We start from the raw sequence: 20583 nt of genomic DNA, 5'->3' as shown, positions 1-20583 counted from the left end.
TGCGGCGCCAGGCTCAGTCGGGATCGGGCGGATCGGCGATCTGCGCCGAATCGCCCAGGGACGCGGCCAGGAATGCGCGCGCCTTGCGCCAGTCGCGGCGCACGGTGCGCTCGGTCACGCCCAGCACCTCGGCGATCTCGGCCTCGTTCATGCCGGCGAAGTAGCGCATCTCCACCACCTGGCCCAGGCGCGCGTCGATCGCCGACAGATCGGTGAGCGCGCGGTCGATGGCGACCAATTGGTGCAGTTCGGGGTCGTGCGAGGGTTCTGGCGCGTTATCCAGCTCGTCGGGGTAAAAGTGCTCGGCGCGCTTGCTGGTCTGCAGCCGCCGCACTTCGTCGAGGATGGCGTAGCGCATCGCCCGCGACAGCACCGACAGCAGGTGCTGGCGATTGTTGAGGGTGACCTGATCCTGGTTCAGTCGCAGCCAGGTGCGGTTGATCAGCGAGGTCGGCGAGCGCTCGCCACCGCGCCAGCGCCTGCGCAGGTGCAGGCCGGCGACCTTGTGCAGTTCCTCGTAGAGCAGGGCGTAGACCCGGTCCCAGGCGCCGCGCTCGCCGTTCTGCGCGGCATGGATTAGTTCTGTGACCGAGTTCATGGTGGCGCGGCCGAAATCGAAGCCCGCCGCGCCGCCGGACCCGGTCTTGCGTGCTGCGTCGGGCTCCTGCTCAGTCATGTCCCGTTTTGATCCGGATCGGAGAAGTGGTTCTTGATTCTCTTCATACGCCAACGCAATGGGCTTGTCGAATCCGGCCAACGACGCCAGCGGTTCAGGTGCGCCGCTGCGTCGCGCACGAGCCCCGCGCCTGTCGTGTGCGGCGTTCGCGGTGGAACGCAAATAGGCAGGGGGATGCGTTACGGAAGTTTCCACCGGGGAAAAATAAGCCAAGCCGAAGCGTTGCGCGAGCGCCGCGCGTGCGAGCGGCGCATCCTGCTGCGATGCACTGCGCGTTTAGGCACTTCAATGGCGTTATGGATGCGCTGTGTGTACGCATTTTTCACGCGTTTCCTGCGGCAGGCGGCGGAGCGGAACGACAACGCCGGGCGTGGGTGACTCGCCCTTCGGCTGCGCTCCGTCCGCAGTCGAGCGCAGGACTGCCGCGACTCGTTTGCGTGTGCGCGATCGCCAGCGCTGCTTGCGATCGCGCACGCCGCTAGTCTGCGAGCAGGCGATCGCGCAGCGCGCCGTAATCCGCCGCCAGCGGCTCGGCCGAGGCCGGTTGCGCCAGCGAGGCGGCCAGCGGCGGCGGTGGCGGCACCGGATGACCGACCAGCGGTTCGACGATGCTGTCGAACTTGGCCGGGTGCGCGGTGGCGACCACCGCCCAGGGGCGCGTGTCGCCGTCGGCGCGCAGGCCTTCGAGCACATGCAGGCCGGTCGCGGTGTGCGGGCAGGGCACCACGCCGTGGCGCTGCGGCGCGCGGCGCAGGGTGTCGACGATGCTGGCGTCGTCGACGCTGGCCGCATGCACGGCGGCGCGCAGTTCGGCGTCGTCGCGGTACCAGTGGCGCAGGCGTTCGACATTGCTGGGCGCGCCCACGTCCATGGCGTTGGCCAGGGTCGCGCGGGTGGGCTGGGGAGCGTAGTCGGCACCGCCCAGGTAGCGCGGCAGAGTGTCGTTGGCGTTGGTGGCCAGGCGGATCTCGCCGATCGGCAGGCCCATGCGCTGCGCGACGATGGCGGCGCAGGCGTTGCCCAGGTTGCCGGTGGGCACGATGAAGTTCAGCGTGGTGCCGTGTTCGGCGTGGTGGCGCAGCGCGGCCTGCGCGTAGTACGCGGCCTGCGGCAGCAGCCGGCCCAGGCTGATGCTGTTGGCCGAACTCAGCGGGCGCGCGGCGCGCAGTTCGCTGTCGGCCAGCGCCTGCTTGGCCAGGCGCTGGCAGGCGTCGAAGTCGCCGTCCACGCGTAGGGCCCGGACGTTGTCGCCCCAGCAGCCCAGGCCGTGCGCCTGGCGCGGCGACACGCGGCCGTCGGGGTAGAGGATCAGCACGCGGAAGCCGGGGCGGCGGTGGAAGGCGGCAGCGACCGCGGCGCCGGTGTCGCCGGAGGTGGCGACGACGATGGTGGTGTCCGCCGAGCGCTCGTCGCGCAGGCCGGCCAGCGCTTCGGCCAGGAAGCGCGCGGCGTAGTCCTTGAACGCGGCGGTGGGGCCGTGGAACAGCTCCAGCAAGCGGTCCTGCGGCTGCGACAGCGTGCGCAGCGTCGCGGGGAAGTCGTAGGCGCGGCGGCACAGCTCGGGCAGCGCGTCGCGCAGCGAGGATTGGGCGAAGTAGGGTGCGAGCAGAGAGTGGGCGACGGTGGCCAGGTCGGCGTCGGCCGGCGGCAGCGCGTGCAGCGTCGGCAAGCGTTCGGGCACGTAGAGGCCGCCGTCGGGAGCGAGGCCGGCGGAGAGCGCGGCATCGATGGCGGTGGCGGGCGTCTGGCCGCGGGTGCTGTAGAAATTCATGGCTGGACTCGGGCGATGGGGGCCGGAAAGCGAATCCCCCTCGGTCCCCCTTTTTCAAAGGGGGAAGACAGGCGGGCGGCAACGGGCGTGCTTGTGGGGTCAGTCATCCAGCAGCTCCGCGCGCGGTCCCGCCACCGGCGTCACGTAGGCGCGCGCGTCGTAGCCGGCGTCGACGAACGCCTGGCGCATGGCCGGTGCGGCGGCCTGCGCCTGCGCCTGCGAGGCGAACCAGGCGAAGGTGCTGGGGCCGGCGCCGGAGATACTGGCGCCGAGCGCGCCGTGCGCGAGCGCGGCGGCCTTGACCTCGGCGAAGCCGGGGATCAGCGGCGCGCGGCGCGGCTCCACCAGCAGGTCGACCAGGCCCTCGCGCAGCAGCTCGGCATCGCCGCGCTGCAGGCCGGTCAGGAACAGCGCCAGATGCGCGCTCTGCTCGACCACGGTATGCAGCGGATAAGGATCGGCCAGCACCGCGCGCGCGCGGCGCGTTTCCAGCACCTGGTCCGGGTGCACCACCACCGCATGCAGCCATTCGGGCACGGCCAGCGGAATCATGCGCGTGGCCGTGGCCATGACCACGCCGCCCAGCAGCATGGGGGCGACGTTGTCGCCGTGGCGGCTGCCGCTGGACACCGACTCGCCGTCCAGGGCGAATTCGTACAGCGCCTGGCGCGGCAGCGGCGCGTCGAGCACGGCATTGGCGGCGACCACCGCGGCCACGCAGGACGCGGCCGAGCCGCCCAGGCCCGAGCCCAGCGCAATGCCCTTCTCCAGTTCCAGTTCGAAGCCGTGGCCCAGGCCGAGCTTTTCGCGCATCGAGATCAGCGCCTGCCCTGCAGTGTTGCGCGCCGCTTCCAGCGGCAGGCTGCCGGCGCCGGCGCTATCGCCGCCGATCGCGGCGATGCGTACCGTCGGCTCGTCGATGCGCCGTACCCGGGCGATGTCGCGTGGGCCGGCGATGGCGTGGCCGAGCAGGTCGAAGCCCACGCCGATGTTGCCGACGCTGGCCGGGGCGAACGCGCGTGCGCTGCGGATGTCGGATGGTGCAGCGCTCATGCGCGGGCTCCCAGGGTTTGCGCGATGGACAGGATGTCGCCGAACACGCCGGCCGCGGTGACGTCCGGCCCCGCGCCGGGCCCTTGCACCACCAGCGGATTATCCGCGTAACGGCGGGTGCGGAACTGGATCAGGTTGTCGGTCAGCGCGCCGTGCAGGGCCGCGTGCCCCGGCGGCGGCGAGACCACGCCCACGCTGGCGCGGCCGTCGCGGTCCAGGCGCGCCAGGTAGCGCAGGCCCAGGCCGGCCGCGCGGGCCTGGTCGAAGCGCTGTTGCAGCGGCGCGTCCAGTTCGTGCAGGCGGGCCATGAACTCGTCCTTGGGCACCTCGCGCAGCGCCGCCGGCACCAGGCTTTCCACTTGCACCTGTTCCAGCGACAGCGGCCGCCCGGCTTCGCGCGCCAGGATCACCAGCTTGCGCGCCACGTCGGTGCCGGACAGGTCGTCGCGCGGGTCGGGCTCGGTGTAGCCCAGGCGGTGCGCCTCGCGCACCAGCTCGGAAAACGCGGTGCTGCCGTCGTAGCGGTTGAACAGCCAGGCGAGGGTGCCGGAGAGGATGCCTTCGACTTCGGTGAGCTCGTCGCCGGTGTCGAGCAGGCTGCGCAAGGTCTGGATCACCGGCAGGCCCGCGCCCACCGTGGCCTCGTAGCGGAACTGGCCGCCGCCGTGGCGCACGGCGGCGTGGATGGCTTCGTAGCGCGGCAGCGGGCCGGCGCCGGCCTGCTTGTTCGGCGTGACCACGTGGATGCCGGCGGCCAGCCACTGCGGGTAGTGGGCGGCGACCGCGTCGCTGCCGCTGCAGTCGACGATCAGCGCGTGCGGCAGGTGTTCGGCGCGCACGTGCGCGGAGAAGCGCTCCAGGTCCAATGCTTCGCCCTCTTCCAGCGCGTCGATGGCGCTGTCGGCGGGCATGGCCTTGGGCGTCAGGCGCATGCGCCGGCTGTCGGCGATCGCGCGCAGGCGCAGTTCCAATCTGGAATCGCGCTGGAAGCGCGGCTGCGCCTGCGCCAGTTGCGCCAGCAGCGCACGGCCGACCTTGCCCGGCCCGATCAGGCCCACCGACACGCACTGCGGCGACAGCCAGAACGCCGAATGCGCGGCGCGCAGCGCGCGTGTGGCGTCGCGCGCGCCGATCGCCACCGAGATGTTGCGCTCGCCCGCGCCCTGCGCGATCGCGCGCACGTTCACCCGCGCCTGGGCGAGCCCGCCGAGCAGGCGCGCGGCCACGCCCGGGGTGCCGACCATGCCGTCGCCGACCGCGGCCAGCACGCAGACCTCAGGCGTAAGCGTCACCGCCTGCGCCTGGCCGTCGGCCAGGTCGCCGGCGAAGGCGGCCTGCACCGCGTCGCGGCCGCGCTGCGCCTGCTCGGCGCGCACCACGCAGCAGATCGAATGCTCGGACGAACCCTGCGAAATCATGATCACCGACACGCCGGCGCCGCGCAGCGCGCCGAACAGGCGCTCGGCGGTGCCGGGCACGCCGACCATGCCGTTGCCGACCAGTTCGAGCACGGCCAGGTCGTGGACCAGGCTCAAGCCCTTGACCGGCACGCCGTCGGCCGAGGGCTGCGGCGTGATCAGGGTGCCGGCGGCGGCCGGATTGCGGGCGTTGCGGATGCGCAGCGGCACGCCGCGCTGCTGCACCGGCGCCAGGGTCTGCGGGTGCAGCACCTTGGCGCCGAAGTACGCCAGTTCGCAGGCTTCGGCGTAGGACATGGCCGGCAGGCAGACCGCGTCGGGCACCAGGCGCGGGTCGGCCGAGAGCACGCCGTCCACGTCGGTCCAGATGGTCAGGGCGTCGGCTTCGAACAGGTGGGCGAAGATCGAGGCGGAATAGTCGCTGCCGTTGCGGCCCAGGGTGGTGTCCCGGCCTTGCGCGTCGCGGGCGACGAAGCCGGTGATGACGATGCGCTCGCCCGGATGGCGCGCGCGCCAATCGGCCAGGCGCGCGCGGCTGGCCTGCCAGTCCACGCCCACGCCCATCTCACCGGGATGCACTACCAGCACTTCGCGCGCGTCCAGCCGGCGCCAGCCGGCGTCGTCGCCGCCGAGCGCGGCGTGCAGCAGGTGCGAGGACAGCACTTCGCCCAGGCCGGGCAGGGCGGCGGCGCGGCGCTCGGCCTCGTCGCCGTGCGGCAGCGCCTGCAACTGCGCCCGCAGCTGCGCGAACTCGCGCTCGAAGGCTTCGTGCACGCCATGGCGGCCGTCGCCGTCGAGCTCGGCGGCGGTGTCGAAGTGGCGCTGGCGCAAGGCCGACCAGGCCGGCGCCCAGTCCTGCGCGTCGCGCGCGGCGGCGGCCAGCGCCACCAGTGCGTCGGTCACGCCCTGCATGGCCGAGACCACGACCATGCGCGCGGGCGCGCCGTCGTCGATCAGCGGCGGTACCGCGCGGTAGCGGGCGGCGTCGGCGACGCTGCTGCCGCCGAACTTGTGCACGTGGCGTTGCGGTGGGGCGGCGGGTGCGGGTGGGGCGGACGACATGGCAGGAGCTCCGTTAGGGACTCCGCGTCGCGATCCGGGTGGCAGCGCCTGCAGCCGCACCCGGTTCGGGTGCGGAGCGGCGTGATTCGATCAGCTGGACACGCCCGTCCGCACCACTGGGGTAGTGGTGGTACCGGTAGTGGTAATCGACAGCGTACGCACGGCGGGGCCCGCGCCTTGCGGCAGGGCAGCGATGCGGACGGTGGCGAAGGCGGGGTGCATGGGCGACAGCAATAACCGAGGTTTGTGCGGTGCGTCAAGCGGGTCCGCGGCGAACGGCGGCGGCGTTGGCAAGCGGTCGGCCGCTCAGCGCGGCTTTTTTGCCTTGGGCGCGCGCCCCGGCTTGGGCTTGGCCGGTGCCGGCGGCGGGTCGCTGGCGCCCCAGGGCGGCGGCGGGGTCGCCAGCGGCCGGCTCAGGTCGAACTCCACCCGGAACAGCCGCCCGGGCCGGGCCAGCTTGTAGACGAAACGCTCGCCCTCCAGCGCCACGGTCCAGACGTTCTGCGCCGATTCCGGCCGGCCCAGGCGCCGGAACAGCGAGCGCGAGGCGGCATCGGCGGGGAACTCGGCCTCGATGCGTCCGCCCGCGACTTCGATGCGCTCGGCGCTGCCGCCGTAATGCGACAGGGGGTCTTCGCTGCCGTCGGCATGGCGATGGTCGTGGCGCAGCTGCAGGCCGTGGCCGTGCTGGGCCAGTACCCAGGTGCGCGAACGGTCGCTGCCCACCTGGAAGGGAATGCGGATCTCGTGCTTGCCGCACTCGCGCACGTGCATGACCAAGGCGCGGCCGGAGTAGGGGTCGGCCGCGTTCTCGGGAATATCGGCCACCACCCGGCCCAGGTAGGCCTGGCCGCATAGCGCCGACAGCCGGCGGAACAGCGCCTGGGCGTCGTCGGCCACCGGCACGGGCGGATCCTCGCGCAGCGGCCACATCGAACACGCGCCCGTGGCCAGTACCAGTAGCGGTAAGAGCAGACGCGGCGCGAACGGGCGGATCGGAGTTCGGTTCATGCGGCCGCAGCCTGCGGGATATCGATGTCGGCATCGTGGCACGCGGTGCCGCCGTGCCGATAGGTGGAACGAGTGCGGTTCTAACGCACATAGAAGCCACTCAGTGTGAAAACAGGCCTCACCCGATGCGTCTGCACCGTGCGCAGGCGCATGTACCGCGCGACGCGCTCATGGCGAATTGGAATGACGGAACTGAAGAACGCGTCTCATTCGAACCTAAATGGACGCGGCCTGCGTCTCACGACAGCAACGCGCGCGAAGGCCAGAGTTTTCGCGCTGTGCGTCCCTCGCGGGCGACGGACGCCGGCGGAGTGACGCACACGTTCGGCCGGACGTAGCGACTCGGCGCGGTGCCCCACGGCCGGGGCCGGCGCATGCGGATCGCCCATCCATCCCTACAAGGAGCAAGGCAATGAAGGAGAAGTCCCTGGCAAGAATGGCGCTGCTGGCCTGCTGCGTGGCCGCCGCGATCGGCACCGCATCGGCGGCGCAGCCCGGCGCGGAAGGGTTGTCCGGACGCGACCTGATCTACAGCTACGACGAGATGTTCGATTTCGACATCGACGCCTACCTGGCCCAGCGCGCGCCGCACCTGTCGCGTTACGGCGAGACGATCTCGCACTGGGCAGGCTACAGCGGCATCAGCCCCAAGGTGCTGATCGCGCTGATGGAGCAGCAAAGCGGCGTGGTCACGCGCAAGCGCGCGGCGGCCGACGGCCTGAGCCGTCCGTTCGGCAAGCTGGCGCAGGCGCGCGGCTTCGGCGAGCAGACGCGCGAGGTGGCGCTGGCGCTGCGCCAGGCGCTGTACGAGCGCGACGCCGAGGACGCGCGCGGTCCGGTCACGGTGGCGCGCGCGAATCCGCTGCAGTCGCTGTTCGCGCGTGCCGGCGCCAGCGAGTCCAGCGCCGCGCTCAGCGGCGACACCGAGTTCCAGCAGATCTACGCCGGCTTGTTCAACCAGCCGCGCAAAGCCGTTGCGCCTTCGCCGCGCTTCGCCGCGCAGGCCGGTCCGGACGTGGGCGCGCTGGCCGGCCCGGCCAACGGCTTCCTGCAGTTCCCGTACCCGCGCGGCCAGCGCTGGCACGTGGGCGGCGCGCATACCAACACCGGCTCGGGCAACTACCCGATGTCGTCGCTGGACATGTCGCTGGGCGGCGGCTGGGGCAGCAACCAGAGCGGCACCTGGGTGTCGTCGTCGGCGGCGGGCTCGTTCAAGCGCCACTCGTCCTGCTTCGCCGAGGTGGTGCACAGCGGCGGCTGGTCGACCACCTACTACCACCTGATGAACATCCAGTACGCCACCGGCGCCAGCGTCGCGGCCAACACCCGCATCGCCAACCCGGCCAACACCCAGGCCCAGGCGCTGTGCAACGGCGGCAGCTCCACCGGCCCGCACGAGCACTGGTCGCTGAAGTCCAACGGCAGCCACTACCACCTCAACGGCGTGTACCTGTCGGGCTTCCAGATCACCGCCACCGGCAGCAGCTACGACACCAACTGCAGCCGTTTCTACCTGACCAAGAACGGCACGCGCTACTGCTCGGGTTGGTTCACCAATCCGTGATCCGGTGTTCGCGGCGTTAGCCCCAATGTCGCGTACGGCACGCCCGGCCGGATCGTCCGGACGGGCGTTGCCATTGTTGCCAGCGGAGGTCTACGGCCGCTTGCCGGAAGAAATGAAGCCGCCTGCGCCGCGCGTGGTAAAGACCAGGCGCGCCTCCGACGAGCCGTCGGGCGCGAGTATGGTGCGATGGGAGAGCGTAGGCATGGGCAGGGTCGCCTGGTCTTGCAGCGCGCCGATCCAGGTGTCGAACGCTTTCCTATCCCGGCCGATGCGGATCGTGCCAGCGCAGAAAGTATGGCCGCAGGCGAAGCGGCCCAGGTGCCCCAGCTCTGGGGCGCGCTGCAAGGCATCTTCCAGTTCGGTGCGGTACGCCGCGCCACGTTCTCCGGCGTCGGGAGCGTTTGCGGCCTGCAACGACACGATGAAGTCGTCGAAGTCCGCCGCTTTGAGCGCTGTATGGACACGATCGTTGACCATGCCTTGGGTCAGCAGTGCGGCCTCAGCCGCCGGTATGGCGGCGTCGGTTGCCGGCCACGCCACCGCAGGTTGACCGCCAGCCGGCAGCGCTGGCGCTTTCGTACGGGAAGGGACCGCTTGCGAACGGATTGCGGTGGCTGGGTCTGATGCGGCGACCGCGGCGCGCCTTGTGACAGTCGCTGGTTCCGACCGCGCAGGCGCTTGCTCCTCGAGCAAGCCGAGGGACAGGGCGGCTACAGAAACAAGCGTGATCGTGACTGGTGCGCGCTTCCACATGCAGAGCCTTCTCCTTCTAGCTACAGTTGCAGTCTAGTTTTGGAGCGGAGAAAAGCTAGGCTCAAGAAGTGTGGCGTTGAGTGGCGAGCGACGCAGAAGTTGCGAGGGCAACATGCGCTCTTGCGCTCAACCGCCCCACGGTGGCGGAGGCGGCGCCACTGGCTTGCTCAGGTCGAACTCCACGCGGAACAGGCGGCCCGGGCGCGCGAGTTCGTAGACGTAGCGTTGCGCGTCGACTTCTACCGCCCAGACGTTGGGCACCGAAACCGCGCGGCCTTGCGCGCGGAACATGGCTTGGCTGTAGGCGTCGGCGGGGAATTCGTAACGGCCGGCCACCGCCTTGCCGCGCTGGTCGCCGCCGTACTGGGTCAGCGCGTCTTCGCTGCCGTCGGCGTGGCGGTGGTCGTGCTTGAGCCGCAGGGCGTCGCCATGGGCAGTGAAGACCCAGGTGCGCGAGCGGTCGTCGCCGACGTGGAAGGGCACGCGGATTTCCTTGGCGCCGCAATCGCGAACGTGCATGACCAGCGGTTGGCCGGCGAACGCGGCGTCGGCGCCTTCGGGCGTGCTGGCGACGATGCGGCCGGCGTAGGCCTGCCCGCACAGCGGGCGCAGCGGCGCCAACGGGTCGGCGGCGCTCGCGCTGGCGCGGTCGCCGCTGCTGGCGCAGGCGGCGGTCAGGGCCAGCAGGCTGGCCAGGGCAGCGGCGCGCGCGGCCCGGGGGTGAGTGTGGGAGCGGGTCGGGTTCATCGCCACACGCTAGCTGTCGCGCCGGCCCGCGGCAATCGGGCCTGTTCCTAAGCGGGCCTGTTCCGAAGCGGGCCCCGCCGAATTGGCGCCCGGCCGCGTTTCCGGGTCTAATGCGCACTGAAGCGGGGGTACCGCGGCCTGGGGCCGGCGGTTGAGACAGACCCTTCGAACCTGATGCGGTTGAGACCGCCGTAGGGAAGCTTCGCAGGCCGCGCCCGACGCGGCCGCGCGCCCGCTTCGTCCCGGCTCCGCGAGGAGCGAATTACAGGACGACCTCCATGAATGCGGTGCCCACCGAACTGATCCAGCAGGCCGAGAAGCTGTCGGCCGACGTTACCCGCCCGATTCCCGGTTCGCGCAAGATCCACGTCGAGGGTTCGCGCGCGGACCTGCAGGTGCCGATGCGCGAGATCGCGCTGGCGCGCACGCCGACCGTGTTCGGCGGCGAGGACAACGCCCCGCTGGCGGTGTACGACACCTCCGGTCCCTACACCGACGCGGGCGTGGAGATCGACCTGGCCGCAGGCCTGAAGCCGCTGCGCGCGGCCTGGATCGCCGAGCGCGGCGACACCGAAATGCTTCCGGGGCTGTCGTCGGAGTTCGGCCGCAAGCGCGAGCACGACCCCAAGCTGGCGCACGTGCGTTTCGGCAACCGCCCGCTGCCGCGCCGCGCGATCGGCGGCGCCAACGTGACCCAGATGCACTACGCGCGCCGCGGCATCGTCACCCCGGAAATGGAATACATCGCCATCCGCGAGAACCAGCGGCTGGAGGCGATCCGCGAGGCCCACCTGCTCAATCAGCACCCGGGCCAGAGCTTCGGCGCCAACATCCAGAAGATCATCACCCCAGAGTTCGTGCGCGATGAAGTGGCGCGCGGCCGCGCGATCATCCCCAACAACATCAACCACCCGGAAAGCGAGCCGATGATCATCGGCCGCAACTTCCTGACCAAGGTCAACGCCAACATCGGCAATTCGGCCGTGTCCTCGGGCATCGCCGAGGAAGTGGAAAAGCTGGTGTGGTCGATCCGCTGGGGCGCGGACACGGTCATGGACCTGTCCACCGGCAAGCACATCCACGAAACCCGCGAGTGGATCATCCGCAATTCGCCGGTGCCGATCGGCACGGTGCCGATCTACCAGGCGCTGGAGAAGGTCGACGGCCGCGCCGAGGAGCTCAACTGGGAGATCTTCCGCGACACCCTGATCGAACAGGCCGAGCAGGGCGTGGACTACTTCACCATCCACGCCGGCGTCCTGCTGCGCTACGTGCCGCTGACCGCCAAGCGCGTGACCGGCATCGTCTCGCGCGGCGGCTCGATCCTGGCCAAGTGGTGCCTGGCGCATCACAAGGAAAATTTCCTCTACACCCACTTCGAGGAAATCTGCGAAATCATGAAGGCCTACGACGTGGCCTTCTCGTTGGGCGACGGCCTGCGCCCCGGCTCGATCGCCGACGCCAACGACGCCGCCCAGTTCGGCGAGCTGGAAACGCTGGGCGAGCTGACCCAGATCGCCTGGAAGCACGACGTGCAGACCATGATCGAAGGCCCCGGCCACGTGCCGATGCAGCTGATCAAGGAAAACATGGACAAGCAGCTCGAGGTCTGCGGCGAGGCGCCGTTCTACACCCTGGGCCCGCTGACCACCGACATCGCGCCGGGTTACGACCACATCACCAGCGCGATCGGTGCGGCCATGATCGGCTGGTACGGCACGGCCATGCTTTGCTATGTGACGCCGAAGGAGCACCTGGGCCTGCCCAACAAGCACGACGTGCGCGAAGGCCTGATGGCCTACAAGATCGCCGCGCACGCGGCCGACCTGGCCAAGGGCCACCCGGGCGCGCAGGCGCGCGACAACGCGATGAGCAAGGCGAGGTTCGAGTTCCGCTGGGAAGACCAGTTCAACCTGGGCCTGGACCCGGAGCGCGCGCGCGAGTACCACGACGAGACCCTGCCCAAGGACGCGCACAAGGTCGCGCACTTCTGCTCGATGTGCGGCCCGCACTTCTGCTCGATGAAGATCACCCAGGACGTGCGCGACTACGCCAAGGAGCACGGCGTGGACGAGACCGCGGCGCTGGGCGAGGGCATGGCCGAGAAGGCGGCGGAATTCCGCGCGCAGGGCGCGCAGGTCTATCACAAGGCCTGAGCCGGGACCGCCGCCGGGCGACCGCAAGCGGAACCCCGCTTGCGGTCGACGGCCGGATCACTCGGCCAGGCAGCGCATCAGCTTTTCGTCTTTCAGCAGCGAGTTGATCGCCTGCGAGACCACGTCGTTGACGAACAGGTTGTTGGACGCGGCGCCCTGCACGACCTGCACGTTCTTGCGGTATTCGCCGCGGTACATCTGCTCGTAGGGGCGTGCGTTGCCCTTGATGCAGATGCCCTTGAGCAGGAACTCGATGTTCAGCTTGCCGGCCCAGAAGCCGGAGTTGACCACGTAGTCCAGATTGCGGATTTCCACGCGCAACTGGTTTTCCATCGGGCCGTCGGTGGCGAAGCCCTGCTGCTGCAGGCCTTGGGTGACCGAGTTCTCGATGATCTTGCGCAGGTCGCCTTCGACGGTGAGCTGCTCGCCGATGCCGGCCACGCCGCGGGTGCCCAGGGTCGAGCGCGGGCGTTCGTCGGCGACGTTGACCATGGTCAGCTTGCCGCTGCCGATGGTGCTCTGCGGCGCTTCGAGCTTGGGTTCCAGACGGATGGCCTGCTTCTGGAAGGCGCAGCCGGACAGCGCGATCGCCGCGATGGCGACGACCGTGGTTTTGAATTGCGGCATTTCTCGATTTCCCCTGTGTGGTACGTCCGCCCACGCTGGGCGGGCGAGGGATTGTCCAGGGCGCTCGCGGCAGCGCGCAAGGCCGATGCGGTAAACGGAATCGCCAGGGCGGGGGCCCCGGCTGCCGCCGCGGCGCCGTCCGGGCGCGGCGCCTCTGTGCGGCCCGCGCCGGCTCCTGCACACTGCGCGCCATGACCAGCCCCAGTTACGCTTCCCTGAAATGGCGCGCGATCGCGCGGCGGCATCCGTCGGCGTTCCTGCTGGCGGCGCAGTTGCTGAGCCTGATCGCCTACCCGCTGTTCGAGCCCGCCGGCGGCGGGCGGGTGGTGTTCGGCGCGTTCGGGGTGCTGGTGCTGGCCCTGGCGGTATGGGTGGTCAACCGCAGCCCCGCGATCAAATGGATCGCCTGGCTGCTGGCGGCGCCGGCGTTCGCGCTGTCGATCCTGTCGGTACTGCTGGCCAGCGATGTGCTGCTGGTGGCGTCCTCGGCGCTGGAGGCGCTGCTGTACTTCTACGCCGCCGGCAGCCTGATCGCCTACATGATGAGCGACCACCGGGTCACCGCCGACGAGTTGTTCGCCGCCGGCGCCACCTTCACCCTGCTGGCCTGGGGCTTCGCCTACGCCTTCCTGGTCTGCCAGGCCTGGTACCCGGGCAGCTTCGTCGGCGTGGAGCGGCCGGGCGAGCCGCGCACCTGGATCGAACTGCTGTTCCTGAGCTTCACCAACCTCTCGGCGGTGGGCCTGGGCGACGTGATTCCGCTGGGCTCGGGCGCGCGCGTGCTGGTGATGCTGGAACAGTTCGCCGGGGTGGGCTACATCGCCGCGGTGGTCTCGCGTCTGATCGGCCTGACCATCCTGAGGCGCGAGCGAGGCTGAACGCCGGTTAAAAAAAACGCGCGCGGCCGGAGCCGCAGCGCGTAAGGTGGAACGGTACGTTCTGTAGGACGTCGGCGAGAGAGGGCCTTCGGACCACCCCGAATGGGAGTTCGAGGGTCCGTAATGACGGTAAAATGTTGATTCCAGGCGCGTTAGCCCGATCGCGCCGCCGCGGTGTGCCGGGTCTGGCCGTTGACCGTTCAGGTCTTCAGGCACATGACGCATGAAACGTGCCGCCGCGACCATTGCAGGATTCATGTCCCGACCCCCCGAGCCATCGCCGCCGCTGCCGTCCGAGCGCCTGCGCGTGGGCGAGTGTCTGGTGGACGTGCCGCTGCGCGAGATCCTCGCGCCCGGCGCGCGCCGCGCACGTCGCATCACGCCCAAGGCCATGGGCGTGCTGTTGTCGCTGATCGAGCACCAGGGCCGGGTGGTGAGCCGCGACACGCTGTTGGCCGAGGTCTGGCCGGACACGCTGCCCACCAACGACGTGGTCACCCAGGCCATCACCCAGTTGCGCAAGGCCTTCGACGACGAGCGCGGCAATCCGCGCTACATCGAGACCATCGCCAAGAACGGTTACCGCCTGCTGACCCAGGTGGAATGGCTGCAAGCCGAGCCGGGCGCGACCGCGGCGAACGCGGGCCCCGCCGAGGCGCAGCGCACGCACGACGCTTCGGTGCTGGTCGACCCCAGCCGCACCACCGCCGAGCATCCGGCCTTCCCCGAGGCGCCGCGCGACGGCGTCACCCAGCCCATTCCGCCGCCGGCCGTGCCCAACGCGCGCGGCGCCTGGACCTCGATCGTCGGCGTGGTCGCCGGCGTGGCCCTGCTGGTCGGCGCGATCGTGCTGTGGTCGCTGCTGCGCGCGCCGCCGCGCGATGCGCTGCGCGCCGAAGACAACGCGATGCCGCTGCCGTCGGAGCGGCCGTACCGCCTGATCACGTCGTTCCCGGGCTTCGAGCTCTCGCCGACGCTGTCGCCGGATGCGGCGATGGTGGCCTACATGGCCATCCCCAACGGCGCGCGCGGCACCGCGATCATGGTCCAGACCACTGACCAGACCCAGCCGCGCCAGCTCACCCGGCCGCAGGGCCTGGCCGAGGACAGCGCGCCGGCGTGGTCGCCGGACGGGCGTTCGATCGCGTTCCTGCGCATCGAGCCGGGCGTGGCCTGCCGGATCATGCTGATCGCGGCCAACGGCGGCGTGGAGCGCGAGGTCGGCAGCTGCGATCACCGCACGCCGCCCACCTTCAGCTGGATGCCCGACGGCCGCGGCCTGCTGTTCGGCAGCATGCCCACCGCCTCGGGCGTGGTCGGGCTGCGTCAGCTCGATCTGGCCAGCGGCGAATGGCGCGCGCTGGAGTACGCGCGCGGCCGCGGCGACCTGGACTCGGTGCCGCGCTACTCGCCCGACGGGCGCTGGATCGTGTTCGTGCGCAACGCGCCGCTGGGCGATTTCTGGCGCATCCGCGCCGAGGGCGGCGAAGCCGAACGCCTGACCCAGCTGCGCGCCGAACTGCGCGGCTGGGACTGGCTGCCCGACGGCAGCGGCCTGATGTTCGGCCGCGGCATCGACGGCGACATCCGCATGTACCGCTTCGATTTCGAAAGCGGCCGCATCGCCGACACCGGCGTCCCCGACGCGCAGAGCCCGGTGCTGTCGCGCACGCGCTCGGCGGCGGTGTTCGTGCAGCGGCGCCAGTACTTCGGCCTGTACCGGGTGGCGCTGCCGCAGGGCGGCGAGGGCTCGGTGCACGTGGTCGAACCGGTGTACGCGTCCTCGGCGCGCGACATGGTGCCCTCGATCGCGCCCGACGCGCGTCAGCTGGCGTTCGTGTCCGACCGCTCGGGCAGCAACGGCCTGTGGTGGGGCGACCTGCAGCGGCCCGATTCGCTGCGCATGATCGCCGGCGTGCTGCCGTCCACGCGTTACCCGGCCAACTGGTCGGAGGACTCGCGCAGCCTGCTGATCGCCGGCCGCGACCGCGCCGGCGTGGGGGCCTTGTTCGAGGTGGTGCCGTCCAGCGGACGGGTCTCGCAGCTGCCGTTGCCGTTGCCGGAGCCGCTGCAGGCGCTGTACCTGCCCAACCGCGATCGGCTGTTGGTGTTGGCCGGCGCCGGCGACGGCCATCAGCGCCTGCACCTGTTCGACCGACGCGGCCAGCCCATGCGCGCCCTGGCCAGCCTGGACGACGTGTCGCAGGTGCGTTACGACCGCCACGGCGGCCGCCTGCTGTTCACCCGGCCGACCCGCAGCGGCCTGTGGCAGGCCGACCTGAGCCTGTCTCCCGGCAGCGTGCGACAGCTCAACACCGAGGAGCCCGTCTCCGACCGCTACCGCATGTGGGCGGTGGCCGACGACGGCCAGGTCCGCTACATCGAGCAGCTGCAGACCTGCGCCGCGCACCTGCGCCGGATTTCCGCGGACCGCGCCGCGGCCGAGCCCGGCACCGCCCTGCCGGCCGCCGCGCCCCTGTGCCTGGACCAAAGCCGGCGGGTGGCGGTCAACGGCTACTCGCTGACCCCGCGCGGCGACGTGGTCTACGTGGCCCTGGTCCAGTGGGACGGCGCCGATATCGGTTACATGGACCTGCTGCCGGCCCCGAAGGGCGAGGTCCCCGGCTGGTTCAACTGATTGAACCGGAAGGGAATTGTTCTTTCGTAAGTTCTTCGGTTGTGCCCTCGTTGCGAATTCGCATAACTCTCCGGCAATTTTCCTGAAGCTCCGGCCCGCCTGCGGCAAAACCTGTGGCCATTCTCGGCACATGAGGTGGACCAATGGAGCAATCGCAATGGGCGGATCGTGGCCAGCTGCTGCAGCTGGACAGCCCGGAGAGCGCGGTTCAGGGCAACTGCGTGGGTGTCTCCCGCCTGGGCAGCGTGCAGCTGTCGGGTGCCAACTTCTCGATCTGGGTGCAGCTGCGCGGCGCGTCCTGGGTCGAAGCCAAGGAAGGTAAGTTCCGCCTGCGCCGCGGCGACTGGATCGCCTTCGAGCGCGACTCCAAGCCGGTGCTGCAGGCCGACCGCCACGGCCTGTGCGTGGGCCTGAACCTGAACGCCGAGGCGCTCAAGGCCATGGCCCGCTACGCCGACGGCGGCCTCTACGCCGGCCGCGGCCGCATGGGCCGCCGCGACGCCCGCGTCGCCCTGCGCCTGTGGCGCCAGGCCGCGGTGCGCGGTGCCGACAGCGACGCCGCCTCCGAGCTCAACGCCCTGCGCCCGATCCTGTTGCACCTGGCCGGCGTGCAGCGCGAGCTGGCCGCGCGCATTCCGCGTTGCCCGGGCCGCTCGCGCAGCCGCAAGCGCCAGGTGTTCGGCCGCCTGCAGCGCGCGCGCCTGTACCTGGAAGGCAACTGCGACCGCGTGGTGCGCATCAGCGAACTGGCCGAGCTGACCAGCTTCTCCAGCTGGTACTTCTCCAAGACCTTCCACAGCCTGTACGAGGAAAGCCCGCAGGCGGCCTCGGCGCGCATGCGCCTGGAGCACGCGGCGGATCTGTTGAAGAGCACCACGATGATGATCGGCGAAGTGGCCGCGGCCAGCGGCTTCGACAACTGCTGCAGTTTCGCCCGCGCGTTCCGCGCGCGCTTCGGCGTGTCGGCCACGCGCTACCGCAGCGCCGCGGCCAATGCCGCGGTCGGCCGCGCCGATTCGGCAAAGTCCGCGAGCGTCGCGCGCAAAGCCGCGCTCGCCACCGGCACCTGATCGGCCATCGGCGCGCATGCCGCAGGGCATGCCGCCGATGCGCGGCGATGCGCATCGCCGCCAGCGCGATGCGCCGCGAACGATCCGCGATCGTCGCAACGCTCACTCTCTCTATAGAAAGAACGCGCGCGCATACCGCGCGCGTTCGCATATCTGCGCCGCGCGTTTCGCTGCGATGACATTCGTCGCACGCACGGACGCGCGGACCGATTCGGCAAAGTCTCTGGATGGCGCGCGCAAAGCAGTGGTGGCTACGTGCCCGTACTTTTGCGAGGCGTTTAACACGTCAGTAACAACGCGCAAAAACATTACCTGGAGAGAGATAGATGAACCATCGCAGTTTGCGCCCCGTGGTGCGGATGGGCTTGCTGCCCGCCGGCATCGCGATCGCGCTGGTGCCGGCGTTCGCCAGCGCCCAAGAAGCCGATGCAGCTCCCGCCCAAGACGCAACCACTCTCGATCGCATCGAAGTGACCGGTTCGCGCATCAAGCGCGCCGACGTCGAGACCTCGCAGCCGATCTTCTCGCTCAGCCGCGCTGAGATCGAAAAGCAGGGCGTGACCTCGGTGGCCGACGTGCTGCAGCGCATCTCCACCAACGGCGCCGCGCTCAACAGCACCTTCAACAACGGCGGCGACGGTTCCTCGGGCGTCAGCCTGCGCAACCTCGGCAGCAGCCGCACCCTGGTGCTGGTCAACGGCCGTCGTTGGACCACCCAGCTCGACGGCTCGGTCGACCTCAACACCATCCCGGCCTCGATCATCGAGCGCGTGGAAGTGCTGAAGGACGGCGCGTCCACCATCTACGGTTCCGATGCCATCGCCGGCGTGGTCAACATCATCACCCGCCGCAACTTCGAAGGCGCCGAAGCCGGCGCTTACCTCGGCCAGTACAGCGCGCAGGACGGCGACCGTCAGGCATACGACTTCTCGCTGGGCGTCAGCAACGACCGTTCCTCGGTTCTGCTGGGCGCGTCCTACGTGAAGGAAGAGGCCGTGATGGCCGGCGATCGCAAGATCTCCGCCGGCGGCCCGCCGTTCTTCGGCGGCCAGAGCGGCACCGGCTTCCCGGGCTCGTTCGTCGACAACATGGGCACCGCGTCCAACGCCGACGACGTGCGCTATGTGCTCGACGCGCAGGGCAACAAGGTCGTCTACGACTCGGCCGTGCACGGCTACAACACCGCGCCGGACAACTACCTGCTGACCCCGCAGGAGCGCACCTCGCTGTTCGCGCAGGCCACGTTCGACATCGCCGACAACCTGACCTTCCGCGCCGAGACGCTGTACAACCAGCGCATCTCCGAGCAGCTGCTCGCGGCCATGCCGGTCACCGGCCTGACCCTGAGCTCGCAGAGCTACTACGCGCCGCAGGAGTACAAGAACCTCGGCCGCGACCTGATCGGCGTCAACCGCCGCTTCCAGGAAACCGGTGGCCGTTCGTTCAACCAGGACGTCAAGAACTTCCACTTCTACGGCGGTCTGGAAGGCTTCTTCAACGTCGGCGAGCGCACCTTCGATTGGGACGTGGGCTACCGCTACGACCGCACCGACCAGAACGACCTGACCCACGGTCTGTTCAACGTGCAGGCCCTGAACAACGCCTACGGTCCGTCCTTCATGGACACCGACGGCGTGGTCAAGTGCGGCGCTCCGGGCGCGGTCATCGCCGGCTGCGTGCCGATCAACCCGCTCGGCGGCCTGGGCTCGATCTCGCCCGAAGCCCTGAACTACGCCGGCTTCACCGCGCACGACTCCAGCCGCGTGGTGTCCAAGAGCTACACCGCCAACATCAGCGGCGACATCGTCGACCTGCCGGCCGGCCCGCTGGGCTTCGCCGCGGGCTATGAGCACCGCGCCGAGAGCGGCCAGTTCGATCCGGATGCGTTCATCGCCGCCGGCCTGAGCACCGGCAACGCCCGTTCGCCCACCGCCGGTTCGTACTCGCTGGACGAGTTCTACCTGGAACTGGCCGTGCCGGTGCTGGCCGACCTGCCGTTCGCCAAGCTGCTCGACTTCTCGGTGGCCACCCGCTACTCGGACTTCAGCAACTTCGGCAACACGCTCAACAGCAAGTTCGGTTTCCGCTGGAAGCCGATGGACGACCTGCTGATCCGCGGCAACTGGTCGGAGGGCTTCCGCGCCCCGAGCATCAGCAACCTGTACGGCGGCAACACCGACTCGTTCGAAAGCTACATCGATCCCTGCTCGAGCCACTCGCCGCTGCGCGGCAACCCGCAGGTGGCCGCTCGCTGCGCCGCCGAAGGCGTGCCGGCGAACTACGTGCAGCCGGGCAACGGCGCTTCGCGTCAGACCCTGGAGCCGTTCACCTGGACCTCGAACGATCAGCTGCAGCCGGAAACCTCGACCAGCAAGACCCTGGGCTTCGTCTATAGCCCGAGCTGGCTGACCGGCTTCGACATCGCCGTCGACTGGTACAAGGTCAAGATCGAGAACGCGATCACCCGTCCGGAAGCGCAGTTCATCCTGGACAAGTGCTACGCCGGTACCGCCGGCGAGCAGGCCGCCTACTGCGGCCTGTACCAGCGCGGTGGCACCTCGGCCGGCAACCCGAACATCATCGACAAGCTCGAGATGCCGCTGCTGAACCTCGCCCAGTACGAGGTGGAAGGCTACGACGTGACCCTGAACTACCGTCTGCCGGAAACGGCCTACGGCAAGTTCTCGATCACCTGGGACACCAGCTACACCTCCAAGTGGATCGCCACGGCCACCAAGGACTCCGTCGCCGAAGAGCGTCAGGGCCTGTACCTGCCGCAGGATCCGTACTGGCGCATCAAGTCCAACCTGTACCTGGATTGGACCAAGGGCGACTTCGGTGCGACCTGGGGCATGCGCTACAAGTCGGGTATCGACGAAGAGTGCCCGTTCACCGGTGCGGACGCGCAGGAATACTGCTCGGATCCGAACCGCGTGACCGCCGACGGTCCGGCGCCGCGCAACCACCTGGGTGCGGTCACGTACCACGACATCCAGTTCCGCTACAACACGCCGTGGAACGCGACCGTGTCGGTGGGTTCGAACAACGTGTTCGACAAGGATCCGCCGCTGTCGCTGACCGCGCCGTACAACATGTTCGATCCGCAATACGACGTGCCGGGCCGTTACTACTACCTGCAGTACCGCCAGCGCTTCTGAT

General features: G+C 70.0%; 14 protein-coding genes and 1 riboswitch. Of the genes, 6 read left to right on the top strand and 8 right to left on the bottom strand.

The window, feature by feature from the left end:
* Window positions 1-13: 13 nt before the first annotated feature.
* The 5 genes from DX914_RS17940 to DX914_RS17920 form a co-directional block, all read right to left on the bottom strand.
* A complete protein-coding gene (locus DX914_RS17940) occupies window positions 14-676 on the bottom strand; it encodes an ECF-type sigma factor (RefSeq protein ID WP_115861364.1) in 663 nt (220 codons plus the stop codon).
* 478 nt (window positions 677-1154) lie between these two features.
* On the bottom strand, window positions 1155-2447 hold the full coding sequence (gene thrC / locus DX914_RS17935) for a threonine synthase (RefSeq protein WP_115861362.1): 1293 nt from the start codon (window positions 2445-2447) through the stop codon (window positions 1155-1157).
* A 99-nt stretch (window positions 2448-2546) separates the two neighbouring features.
* Window positions 2547-3500, bottom strand: a complete 954-nt coding sequence (locus DX914_RS17930; protein WP_115861360.1) for a homoserine kinase — start codon at window positions 3498-3500, stop codon at window positions 2547-2549.
* On the bottom strand, window positions 3497-5980 hold the full coding sequence (gene thrA / locus DX914_RS17925) for a bifunctional aspartate kinase/homoserine dehydrogenase I (RefSeq protein ID WP_115861358.1): 2484 nt from the start codon (window positions 5978-5980) through the stop codon (window positions 3497-3499). Before thrA ends, DX914_RS17930 begins: the two co-directional genes overlap by 4 nt.
* Window positions 5981-6286: 306 nt before the next feature.
* Window positions 6287-6991, bottom strand: coding sequence for a hypothetical protein (locus DX914_RS17920; RefSeq protein ID WP_147300720.1), 705 nt, complete (start codon window positions 6989-6991; stop codon window positions 6287-6289).
* Between the two features lie 412 nt (window positions 6992-7403).
* Here DX914_RS17920 and DX914_RS17915 point away from each other — a divergent pair, with 412 nt between their 5' ends.
* Entirely contained in the window at window positions 7404-8555 is a 1152-nt protein-coding gene (locus tag DX914_RS17915; RefSeq protein WP_147300719.1) for a M23 family metallopeptidase, read from the top strand.
* 90 nt (window positions 8556-8645) lie between these two features.
* Here the strand turns inward: DX914_RS17915 and DX914_RS17910 are convergent, their stop codons facing one another.
* Both DX914_RS17910 and DX914_RS17905 read right to left on the bottom strand, forming a co-directional pair.
* Complete coding sequence (locus DX914_RS17910) at window positions 8646-9032, bottom strand: hypothetical protein (protein WP_115861352.1); 387 nt, start codon at window positions 9030-9032, stop codon at window positions 8646-8648.
* 402 nt (window positions 9033-9434) lie between these two features.
* On the bottom strand, window positions 9435-10055 hold the full coding sequence (locus tag DX914_RS17905; protein WP_115861350.1) for a hypothetical protein: 621 nt from the start codon (window positions 10053-10055) through the stop codon (window positions 9435-9437).
* A 114-nt stretch (window positions 10056-10169) separates the two neighbouring features.
* A riboswitch (TPP riboswitch) is annotated at window positions 10170-10271 on the top strand.
* A 62-nt stretch (window positions 10272-10333) separates the two neighbouring features.
* Between DX914_RS17905 and thiC the strand changes: the two genes are divergently transcribed.
* Window positions 10334-12211, top strand: a complete 1878-nt coding sequence (thiC, locus tag DX914_RS17900) for a phosphomethylpyrimidine synthase ThiC (protein ID WP_115861348.1) — start codon at window positions 10334-10336, stop codon at window positions 12209-12211.
* Window positions 12212-12268: 57 nt separating this feature from the next.
* On the opposite strand, the gene DX914_RS17895 is transcribed toward thiC, so the two are convergent.
* Complete coding sequence (locus DX914_RS17895; protein ID WP_115861346.1) at window positions 12269-12838, bottom strand: YajG family lipoprotein; 570 nt, start codon at window positions 12836-12838, stop codon at window positions 12269-12271.
* A gap of 191 nt (window positions 12839-13029) precedes the next feature.
* Here DX914_RS17895 and DX914_RS17890 point away from each other — a divergent pair, with 191 nt between their 5' ends.
* The 4 genes from DX914_RS17890 (at window position 13030) to DX914_RS17875 (ending at window position 20582) form a co-directional block, all read left to right on the top strand.
* The gene (locus tag DX914_RS17890) at window positions 13030-13716 is read left to right on the top strand and encodes an ion channel (protein ID WP_115861344.1); all 687 of its coding nucleotides are present in this window, start codon (window positions 13030-13032) and stop codon (window positions 13714-13716) included.
* Window positions 13717-13972: 256 nt separating this feature from the next.
* A complete protein-coding gene (locus tag DX914_RS17885) occupies window positions 13973-16354 on the top strand; it encodes a winged helix-turn-helix domain-containing protein (RefSeq protein WP_158549389.1) in 2382 nt (793 codons plus the stop codon).
* A 143-nt stretch (window positions 16355-16497) separates the two neighbouring features.
* Window positions 16498-17424: a helix-turn-helix domain-containing protein gene (locus DX914_RS17880; protein ID WP_115861340.1), complete on the top strand. Its 927-nt coding sequence runs from the start codon at window positions 16498-16500 to the stop codon at window positions 17422-17424.
* A gap of 326 nt (window positions 17425-17750) precedes the next feature.
* Entirely contained in the window at window positions 17751-20582 is a 2832-nt protein-coding gene (locus tag DX914_RS17875; protein WP_231118324.1) for a TonB-dependent receptor plug domain-containing protein, read from the top strand.
* The last annotated feature ends 1 nt before the right edge of the window (window position 20583 follow it).

Source organism: Lysobacter silvisoli, assembly GCF_003382365.1.
In the GTDB taxonomy this organism is placed as follows: Bacteria; Pseudomonadota; Gammaproteobacteria; order Xanthomonadales; family Xanthomonadaceae; genus Lysobacter; species Lysobacter silvisoli.
Note: the sequence above shows the minus strand (reverse complement) of the source record. Positions and strands in the feature narration are given on the sequence as shown.

Excerpts from the sequence above, each read along its gene's own strand:
- DX914_RS17920 (WP_147300720.1), bottom strand. The coding sequence starts at position 6,991 with ATGAACCGAACTCCGATCCGCCCGTTCGCGCCGCGTCTGCTCTTACCG.
- DX914_RS17895 (WP_115861346.1), bottom strand. The coding sequence starts at position 12,838 with ATGCCGCAATTCAAAACCACGGTCGTCGCCATCGCGGCGATCGCGCTG.
- DX914_RS17940 (WP_115861364.1), bottom strand. The coding sequence starts at position 676 with ATGACTGAGCAGGAGCCCGACGCAGCACGCAAGACCGGGTCCGGCGGC.
- DX914_RS17910 (WP_115861352.1), bottom strand. The coding sequence starts at position 9,032 with ATGGTCAACGATCGTGTCCATACAGCGCTCAAAGCGGCGGACTTCGAC.
- DX914_RS17930 (WP_115861360.1), bottom strand. The coding sequence starts at position 3,500 with ATGAGCGCTGCACCATCCGACATCCGCAGCGCACGCGCGTTCGCCCCG.
- DX914_RS17875 (WP_231118324.1), top strand. The coding sequence starts at position 17,751 with ATGAACCATCGCAGTTTGCGCCCCGTGGTGCGGATGGGCTTGCTGCCC.
- DX914_RS17915 (WP_147300719.1), top strand. The coding sequence starts at position 7,404 with ATGAAGGAGAAGTCCCTGGCAAGAATGGCGCTGCTGGCCTGCTGCGTG.
- DX914_RS17880 (WP_115861340.1), top strand. The coding sequence starts at position 16,498 with ATGGAGCAATCGCAATGGGCGGATCGTGGCCAGCTGCTGCAGCTGGAC.
- thrC (WP_115861362.1), bottom strand. The coding sequence starts at position 2,447 with ATGAATTTCTACAGCACCCGCGGCCAGACGCCCGCCACCGCCATCGAT.
- DX914_RS17905 (WP_115861350.1), bottom strand. The coding sequence starts at position 10,055 with ATGAACCCGACCCGCTCCCACACTCACCCCCGGGCCGCGCGCGCCGCT.
- thrA (WP_115861358.1), bottom strand. The coding sequence starts at position 5,980 with ATGTCGTCCGCCCCACCCGCACCCGCCGCCCCACCGCAACGCCACGTG.
- thiC (WP_115861348.1), top strand. The coding sequence starts at position 10,334 with ATGAATGCGGTGCCCACCGAACTGATCCAGCAGGCCGAGAAGCTGTCG.
- DX914_RS17885 (WP_158549389.1), top strand. The coding sequence starts at position 13,973 with ATGTCCCGACCCCCCGAGCCATCGCCGCCGCTGCCGTCCGAGCGCCTG.
- DX914_RS17890 (WP_115861344.1), top strand. The coding sequence starts at position 13,030 with ATGACCAGCCCCAGTTACGCTTCCCTGAAATGGCGCGCGATCGCGCGG.